Source organism: Brevibacterium picturae (assembly GCF_030453725.1).
Classification (GTDB): domain Bacteria; phylum Actinomycetota; class Actinomycetes; order Actinomycetales; family Brevibacteriaceae; genus Brevibacterium; species Brevibacterium sandarakinum_A.
In genome coordinates this window covers 1-8721 of record NZ_JAKDJU010000128.1, presented here as the reverse complement: position 1 = coordinate 8721, position 8721 = coordinate 1, and the positions used below count along the sequence as shown (strand labels likewise).

Genomic DNA, 8721 nt, shown 5'->3' with positions numbered 1-8721 from the left:
ACCAGGCCCTGCTGGGGGTTCTGGCGGGTGGGCAGGAGGTCCGGGCGCACCGAAATCGCCGCTCCACGGTTCAGGATGCGGCGCTTCGGGGCGCGGCTGCCCGGTTGATCCGCCCAGCGGATTCCACTGCTTGGGCGCCGAGGCGGCTTCGGCCTCGGCGATGTCCTCTGATTTCGCTTTTCGCGGTGTCTGATCAACGTCGGCGGAGTCGTCGTTCTCCGCTGCGGCGAGCTGGCGCAGCTCTTCGAGACTGAGAACCTCGGTGGCCTCTGCCCCGTCGGAGGACACCATCGACCGGAGTCTGTCCAGTTCGTCCGGACTGAGTGCTTGGGTCGAACCGTCCGCGGCCGGAGACTTGTCCTGGCCGATGAACAGCTGCGTCGTGATTGAATCCGGAGACTCCTCGGCCGGTCTCCGGCGCCCAGGGCGCGGAGGATGATTCGGCACAGGTGGAATGCTCATGGTTTCATTTTCTCACAGTCGCTCCCGCGGTGTTCTCAAGGTTCGTGAGATGATGACCTCATGTTCAGTGGTGGAACCCGGGCAGGGACCAGCCTGACGGTCGCCGTCCTGGCCTTGACGATGTCGTCATGCGCAACGCCGTCCGACAGCGAAGGCGATGACGCGGCGCCTGAGTCCGCGATGGTCGCTGCCCCCTCGCAGCAGAACGACATCGGTGATTTCGCCGCCCCCGCGCAGATGCCTCCGCCCGAAGCAGAGACGACGGAGGCAGCGGGCCCTGCCCACTCTGTTCCGGTCCCCGGGCTCGGCCCGGAGACATCCGCCCAGATTCCCGCCGAGACATCTCAGGTCCTCGTCGCCAGCGGGCCGGAGACGACGTCCGATTCCGGACAGCTGAGTTTCTTCGCTTTCGCCGACGATGAGTGGAAGGAGCTCAAAACGTTCGACATCCACAATGGGAAGAAGGGCTGGCTGGCCGATCGCCGGGAAGGCGACAAGACATCGCCGATCGGGGTCTTCACCCTCAGCGATGCGGGCGGGTACGAACAGGATCCGGGGACGAAACTCTCCTACACCCAGGATGAGCGGCTTCCGTCATCGGCGACAGCGGCCTATGGTTCCGAATACGAAAGGGTCTTCGACTACATCATCGCGATCGACTACAACCGGGTCCCAGGCACTGCACCCACCGACGGGACTCGCCCGCTGGGGTGGGACAAAGGCGGTGGAATCTGGCTGCATGTCGATCATGATTCCGGAACGAACGGCTGTGTGACCCTCAAGGAAGAGGATCTCCTGTGGATTCTTGAGACCATCGACCCTGATGCCCACCCGCGCATCGCCATGGGACCCGAGTCCCAGCTGCAGAAGTAGAGGCACGACAATGCGAACGCTCATCATCTCCCTCGTGCAGTCGATCAACGGATCGTATGCCCAGGACGGCTGGTCGACAGGCGTGTCGACGAAGGCCGACTTCGACTACTTTGTATCCCTGCGCAGGCAAGCAGGTGCCATCATCATCGATCGTAGGACGGCGCTCAACCCCGCATTGCCGGTCATCAACGCACCTGGCAAGGCCCTCGAACACACACCCGTGCATGTTCTCACCGAATCGGATCCGATCGAACTGTCCCAGCAGCTCGCCGAGGCGGGTCTCGACTACCGAGCCCAGCAGTTCACTTCCGAGGCTGCCGCCGACGTGCTCGACACCGTCGAGTCCACGAGCGACACCCTGGTCTGCGAGTCCGGCCCCAATCTGGCCTACCGCCTCCTTGACGCCGTCCCGGGTGCCGAACTGCACCTGAGCCTCAGTCCGTTCTACAGCCGCACCACCGGCAGCCATTTCTCCCAGCTCGAGGCCACCCTCGACCTGCGGCTCATCGATGTGCGAACCGTTGATGACCAGGTCTTCGTCCGCTACGTCAGGGCCTGATCTCGGCCTGACCGACCCCAGCCGCAGTCCGCTCCGCTGGCCGTTCCGCTGACCCCAGCCGCAGTCCGCTCCGCTGGCCCCGTCCCGACCCCCGGTCCGTTCGCCGGCATGGCCGACATGTGTCCTAGACACTCAGCTGTGTGCTGATCTCGTGGTCCTCGGGTCGAGACAGAACTGCGATGACCGCATCGGCGACTTCGGAGAGACTGACCGTCTCCACTCCCCCGCGAAGATCGTTGCGATCATCTCCGCCGATGGGTGCCATGACCTTGAGTTCGCGGTGACTCACGGACTTCGTCTCGGCGGCGGCGACCCTGATGAGCATCTCCTGTGCGGCGCCGAAGACACTGATCGCCCCTGACCCGACGCATGCTTCGACGCTGGCCACGCCGTTGAGAGCCAAGTGTCGGATACAGGCCCCGCCTCCCTCCTCGGCGAGCGCTTCCGCCACGGTACAGGCGGCGAAATGACCACGAAGGTAGGAGGAGTAGTCCTGATCGAAGGCGGCGATCCCACGATCGATCAACGGCGCGTCCACGTACCACCCGCCGACGGATGCGATGACCGCATCGACCGGCGGTCGGCCCGTGCGGGCCAGCTCCTCGTTGACGGCCCACGGGCGATCCACCCATTCGGGCACGACGACGGGCTCGTAGGCGGTCTCGTCGTTCGGCTGCGAGCGGACGACGCCGGTGATGCGATGTTCGGCGCAAAGATGGTGGGCCAGACCCGTGCCGACATGGCCGGAGGCTCCGAAGATGAGGATGTGCATGCCCCGAGTGTATTCGGCCACGATAGGGTGCTGTCACGACCGCCTCCCCCTGCCGAAGGACCTCATGGCTGACCAGCATGAACTCACACGGCTCGAGCGGTTCCTCGACCGATTCGCCAATCGGCAACTGGCTTCGGTGCCCGCCGGGGTGCGGGAGTTCCTCGTCTTCGGGATCAAACAGGCCTGGGCCTGCCTGTTCGGGGCTCTCATGCTGCTGGCGATCATCGTCACAGCCTGGTGGTACCCGGACGACGCGAGCCTGGCCCGCAATGACCTCCTCGTGATCCTGGCCGTCCTGATCCAGACGGCCATGCTCGTGCTGCGCCTGGAGACGGGACGGGAGCTCTGGGTCATCGTGATGTTTCACATCGTGGGCACCGGAATGGAGATCTTCAAGACCTCGGTGGGCTCGTGGAACTATGCGGCCGGCGGTGTCCTCCACATCGCTGCCGTCCCCCTATTCACAGGGTTCATGTACGCCGCTGTCGGCTCCTACATCGTGCGCGTCTATCGTCTCTTCGACCTGCGGTTCAGCCATTACCCGCCGAGGTGGATCACCGCAGTCATCGCCGCAGCCATCTACCTCAATTTCTTCACCCACCACTATGTGATCGATGTGCGCCTGTTCCTCGTTCTGGCCGTCGTGGTGGCCTTCTTCCGATGTCGAATGCACTTCCATGTGCACAGACTCACTCTGCGCATGCCGGTCCTCCTGGCGTTCGTGCTGGTGGCCTTCTTCATCTGGATCGCTGAGAACATCGGCACCGCCACCGGAGCGTGGCTCTACCCGTCCCAGGTCGAGGGCTGGCACATGGTGCCGATGACCAAGCTCGTGGCGTGGTTCCTGCTGATGATGATCTCCGTGGTCCTCGTCACCTTCGTCTACCGGCCCAAACCCCCTGATGACAACGGGTCACCTGATAATCTGAGCTTAAACTGACGACACTGTCGAAGGAGACTCATGGCAGACGCGGATTCAGAGGATTCCGGCGCGCTGGCAGCGGCGGTCCGACCGCCGTCGGCTTCGCATCGCTTCGTGAGCAAAAAGGTCCTCATCCGCATCGTCGCGGCAGTCCTCGTCCTCCTCCTCATCCTCTCCCTGCTCGGAATCTTCCTCGTCCGCCGGTCCTTCCCCACCACGGACGGCGATATCTCTCTGCCGGGTCTCGATGCGGAGGTCAGCGTCACCCGCGACGACGCGGGAATCCCGACCATTGAGGCAAGCACCTCCCACGACCTCTTCATGGCTCAGGGCTTCGTCCACGCACAGGACCGATTCTGGGAGATGGACTTCCGCAGGCATGTCACCGCGGGACGACTCTCGGAGCTCTTCGGGGAGTCTCAGTTCGGCACCGATTCGTTCATTCGCACACTGGGGTGGAGGAAGGTCGCCGAGGCGGAGGTCGCGGCACTCGACGACAAGACACGCGCGTATTACGAGGCCTATGCCGAGGGGGTGAACTCCTACCTCAAGGACAAGTCCCCCACCGAGGTGTCGCTCGAATATGGGATCGTCGGCCTCCAGTCCGGCGGAGTCGAGATCGAGGAGTGGACTCCTGTCGACAGTGTGTCCTGGCTCAAGGCCATGGCCTGGGACCTGCGCTCGAACGTCGAAGACGAGATCGACCGGGCGATCAGCACGACCACGCTTGACGACAAGCAGATGGCCGAGGCCTTTCCCGACTATCCGTACGACACCCGCCCGACGATCATCGGCGGCGATGCCGGCGCCGAAGCCAGCACGGCTGAGCGCAAAGGCGGTGACGGCGGCAACGATGGCGACAGCGACGACCCCAGCGGCGAACTTGCGTCCGACGATGACGAAGCACAGGCCGGCGGCGAGGTGACTGCCGCGAATGCGCGGGAGCCAGGAGACGATGAGACGACGAAGACTCCCGGCAGCCTCGGCGAGCTCAAGAAGCATCTGAAATCACTGCCGACGCTCCTGGGAATGAACAGTCACGACATCGGCTCGAACTCGTGGGTGGTCTCCGGTGAGCACACTGCTACGGGAGCCCCTCTGCTGGCCAATGATCCGCACCTGGCCCCTGCCATGCCCTCGGTGTGGCATCAGATCGGCCTGCGCTGCACCGAGATCACGGCCGAATGCCCCTTCGATGTGTCCGGGTTCTCATTCTCCGGACTGCCCGGGATCATCATCGGCCACAATCAGAGCATCGCCTGGGGACTGACGAACCTGGGACCCGACGTCGCCGACCTCGTCGTCGAGAAGGTCCGCGACGGCGAGGTGGTCCGCGACTCCGGGAACGAACCCGTGACCACGCGCACGGAGACCGTGAAGATCGCGAGGCAGGAATCGCGTGAAATCACGATTCGGTCGACGAGCAACGGACCCATCATCTCGGACCTCACCGGCTCCTACTCCGACGTGCTCGACGCATCGACCGGAGCCGATACCGCGGACACGAAGTCAGGGCCGACTGACGAGACCTATCAGCTGGCGCTGCAATGGACCGCACTGGAGCCGGGCAATACGGCCTCCGCGATCTTCGGGCTCAATGCAGCAACGAACTGGCAAGAATTCCGGCAGGCCGCATCGCTCTTCGATGTGCCTGCCCAGAACCTCATCTACGCGGACACCGACGGCAACATCGGCTACCAGGCGCCGGGCAAGATTCCCAAACGGGGCGACGGCGACGGCATGCTGCCCCGGCACGGGTGGAAGACCGATGAGGACTGGCAGGGCTACCTCGACTTCGACGATCTGCCGAGTCTGTACAACCCCGATCGCGGGTGGATCGTCACGGCGAACAACCCGATCACCCGTCCGGGCGAGTCGGTGCAGCTGGGCAACGACTTCGATGACGGGGACCGAGCTCGGCGAATCACGAAGCTGCTCCAGGACACGATCGAAGACGGTGATGTCACGACCGAGGACATGTCGCGCATCCAAGGCGACGATCTCAACCCCCTTGCGCTGACAATCATTCCGCTCCTGCTCGATATCGAAGCCGAGGAGGGCAGCGACATCGCAGCTGCTCAGGATCTGCTGAAGTCCTGGAACGGCCACGATGATGCCCACAGTGCCGCCGCAGCCTACTTCAACGTGCTCTCGAAGACGATCCTCGATGAGGTCTTCGCTCCGAAGATGCCCGATGCGGTGCCTCCGGCAGGCGGATCGCATTGGTCCCTCGTGATCAAGAACCTGCTGAAGGAGCCCGACTCCGATTGGTGGGCCGACGGCGAGGTCGAGAATCGGGACGAAGCGTTGGCCCGGGCCATGGACTCGGCGTGGGAGACGACCGAGGATCTGCTCGGCCACGAACCCGTCACCTGGCGGTGGGGCATACTGCACAGGCTGACCATCCGCAACGCCAGCCTCGGCGAATCGGGGATCAAGGCCGTCGAAAGGCTGTTCAATCGGGGTCCTTATGAGGTCTCGGGCGGGTCGGGAGAAGTCAATGCCACCGGTTGGGACGCCTCTGTGGGATTCGAGACGAACTGGGTGCCGTCGATGCGCCAGATCATTGACCTTGAGAACTTCAACCAGTCCAGGTGGATCAACCTCACCGGTGCCTCGGGACACGCCTTCCACCCGCACTATGCGGATCAGACCGATGATTGGGCCGCCAACACGACCCGCCCCTGGCCCTACACTCCGGATGCGTTGGACAGGCACACCGAAGATTCGCTGGTGCTGCGGCCCTGAGAATCGGACGGCATGCCCACGACCTGCAATCGGAGTTTGAGAGCAGGGCCTCCGGCTGAGGTCAGGGCCTGGGCAGGATCTTCGCCTCGAGGAAGTTCGCCACATCGTCCTCCCAGCGGACGGGGTCGATGTTCCATTCCTTGGTGTGGCGGGCCTTGTCATAGACGGGCATCGTCACCAGGTCACGACGCACCGAGGCCAGCGCGTGGGACGGTGAGGAGGGAACGAATTCGTCGTCGTCGGAGTGGATGAGCAGCACCGGAACGTCGAGCTCCGCGGCACGTGTCACCCAGTCAAGCCTGCCCAGGTCCAAGGGCGTCTGCAGTCCGGTGATCGGGCGCGCCCACGGTTGGGTGATCATCTCCAGAGTGAGTTTCGCGATCGGTGTCGGCAGCATGTTGCGGCGGGCCTGGCCATCGAGGACATTCACCCAGTCGACCACGGGTCCGTCGAGGACGAGTGCCTTCACGAACCGCCTGTTCCGACCGCGGGATGCTGCCTGCAGTGAGATGGCTCCGCCCATCGACCAGCCGAAGAGGACGACGTTGCGGGCACCATGGGCGACAGCGACGTCGATCGCGGCGTCCACGTCGATCCATTCGGTGTCGCCGAGTCCGTAGCGGGAGGTGCTTTCGACCCTGACCTCGGCGTCATTGCGGTAGGACATGGCGATCGCCGGAACGCCCAGGGTGTTGAGCACCGGTGCGGCCCGCAGACCCTCGGCCCGGGTGCTGGCACGACCGTGGACGAGGATCGCCCAGGTGTCCTGTGGTTCGGGATGATCGGTGGGCAGCAGCCACGCCGGAAGTCGGCACGCATCGGATTCGATCTCGATGTCCTCGGCCTTCACTCCTGCCGCCAGCGGCTCCGGGTACACGATTCCGGTCCAGCGGCCGCGCCAGGCGCGTTTGATGTCTCCGCGGGTGACCGAGAGGATCTCTCGGGACACGGTTCTCGAGCGTGGGTCGTATTCGACGATGTCACCGATCACGGCATGGCCGGCGCCCTGGTTGAAGTAGAGACCGTAGGTGCCGCGCACCGTCGTCTCCTCATTCGCAGGCAGATGGATGCGCATGTTGGGAGGGAATCCGTCGATGTGGAGAATGTCCAGCTCCTCCGGCGCATTCTCGGGCACGACGATCTTGCGTGCGAAATAGACGGCCAGCCCCGAGGACGCCACCGAGATCACGGCGCCGATCCCAGCACCGACACCCACCGAGGCCAGAAGCAGGCGAGTCGGGAATTTAGTGTCGCGAACCATGAATACCTCCTGACTTCATTGTCACCCAAGGAATGAGAAGTCTCCAAACGCTGTTGTGCAGGTCAGAGGGCTCTCTGAGCCCACGTGCTGCCGCATCGACCGCCGTCGGGCACGGGCTCCGCGTGTCGGGCAGCGGTGAGACAATGAACTGCAGCAGAAATCGACAAGCACCGGAGGTCACGATGAGTCAGTCGCCGAACGTCAATGCAGAAGCCAATTCCGACGAAGTCCGCTGGCAGGATGTGCTCAGCCCCGAAGAGTTCGCGGTGCTGCGGCAGGGCGGCACGGAGCGTCCGTTCACCGGCGAATACGTGGACACGACCACAGTGGGCATGTACCAGTGCCGTGCGTGCGGAGCGGATCTGTTCCCCTCAGACACCAAATTCTCTTCGCACTGCGGTTGGCCTTCGTTCTACGCTCCCCTGGCCGAAGATCGGGTCCGCTACCTCCGCGACTCCTCGATGGGCATGGAGCGCATCGAGGTCCGGTGCGCGAACTGCGATTCGCACATGGGCCACCTGTTCGAGGGTGAAGGGTACGACACCCCCACCGACCAGCGTTACTGCCTGAACTCGGTGTCGCTGCGGCTCATCGACGGTCAGGAGTGAGCCAAGGATCGCGGCTCGTCGTCAAGACATTCGACGAGCTGACGATCGAGGAACTCTACGGGATCATGCAGCTGCGATCCCAGGTCTTCGTCGTCGAGCAGAACTGCGTCTTCCTCGACCAGGACGGCGTGGACACGTTGCCGCAGACCCTGCACGCCTTCTATCCCGATGACGTCCGGACCATGCAGGACACCCACGGCGCCGAGGTGGGCCGCAGTCTTGCGCCGAAGGCCTATGCCCGTATGCTGCCGCCCGATTTTCCTGACGGCCCGGCCTTTGAGCCGGGAGCCCGCAGTATCAGTCGGGTCGTGACGAACCCGCACGTGCGCGGCCAAGGCTGGAGTCGACGGCTGATCGGCGAGCTCGTTGCCGGCCACGGGCAGCGGCTGCTGACGCTCAATGCTCAGTCCTATCTCGAGGGGTTCTACGTGAGCTTCGGATTCAGCCCGAACGGACCGCAGTTCCTCGAAGACGGCATCGAGCACACCCCGATGTCACGCCCGGCGGACGCCTGAG

General features: G+C 64.0%; 9 protein-coding genes. 6 read left to right on the top strand and 3 right to left on the bottom strand.

All coding sequences use genetic code 11. From position 1 onward, the window contains the following. Positions 1-462 (bottom strand): hypothetical protein (locus tag L0G76_RS11850; protein ID WP_304357407.1); only part of this gene is annotated, 462 nt, incomplete at its 3' end. Between the two features lie 60 nt (positions 463-522). Between L0G76_RS11850 and L0G76_RS11845 the strand changes: the two genes are divergently transcribed. Further along, positions 523-1335, top strand: a complete 813-nt coding sequence (locus L0G76_RS11845; RefSeq protein WP_304357406.1) for a L,D-transpeptidase family protein — start codon at positions 523-525, stop codon at positions 1333-1335. A 10-nt stretch (positions 1336-1345) separates the two neighbouring features. Continuing rightward, positions 1346-1894, top strand: a complete 549-nt coding sequence (locus tag L0G76_RS11840; protein WP_304357405.1) for a hypothetical protein — start codon at positions 1346-1348, stop codon at positions 1892-1894. A 124-nt stretch (positions 1895-2018) separates the two neighbouring features. On the opposite strand, the gene L0G76_RS11835 is transcribed toward L0G76_RS11840, so the two are convergent. Continuing rightward, positions 2019-2666: a Rossmann-fold NAD(P)-binding domain-containing protein gene (locus L0G76_RS11835; protein ID WP_304357404.1), complete on the bottom strand. Its 648-nt coding sequence runs from the start codon at positions 2664-2666 to the stop codon at positions 2019-2021. A 64-nt stretch (positions 2667-2730) separates the two neighbouring features. Here L0G76_RS11835 and L0G76_RS11830 point away from each other — a divergent pair, with 64 nt between their 5' ends. Together L0G76_RS11830 and L0G76_RS11825 are read left to right on the top strand one after the other, a co-directional pair. Continuing rightward, complete coding sequence (locus tag L0G76_RS11830) at positions 2731-3606, top strand: DUF817 domain-containing protein (RefSeq protein WP_304357403.1); 876 nt, start codon at positions 2731-2733, stop codon at positions 3604-3606. A 21-nt stretch (positions 3607-3627) separates the two neighbouring features. Next, positions 3628-6336, top strand: a complete 2709-nt coding sequence (locus L0G76_RS11825) for a penicillin acylase family protein (RefSeq protein ID WP_304357402.1) — start codon at positions 3628-3630, stop codon at positions 6334-6336. Between the two features lie 61 nt (positions 6337-6397). Here the strand turns inward: L0G76_RS11825 and L0G76_RS11820 are convergent, their stop codons facing one another. After that, positions 6398-7597 (bottom strand): alpha/beta hydrolase family protein, encoded by a 1200-nt coding sequence (locus tag L0G76_RS11820; RefSeq protein WP_304357401.1) that lies wholly within the window; start codon positions 7595-7597, stop codon positions 6398-6400. Positions 7598-7779: 182 nt separating this feature from the next. Here L0G76_RS11820 and msrB point away from each other — a divergent pair, with 182 nt between their 5' ends. Further along, entirely contained in the window at positions 7780-8205 is a 426-nt protein-coding gene (msrB, locus tag L0G76_RS11815) for a peptide-methionine (R)-S-oxide reductase MsrB (RefSeq protein ID WP_304357400.1), read from the top strand. Next, complete coding sequence (locus L0G76_RS11810) at positions 8202-8720, top strand: GNAT family N-acetyltransferase (protein WP_304357399.1); 519 nt, start codon at positions 8202-8204, stop codon at positions 8718-8720. Before msrB ends, L0G76_RS11810 begins: the two co-directional genes overlap by 4 nt. The last annotated feature ends 1 nt before the right edge of the window (position 8721 follow it).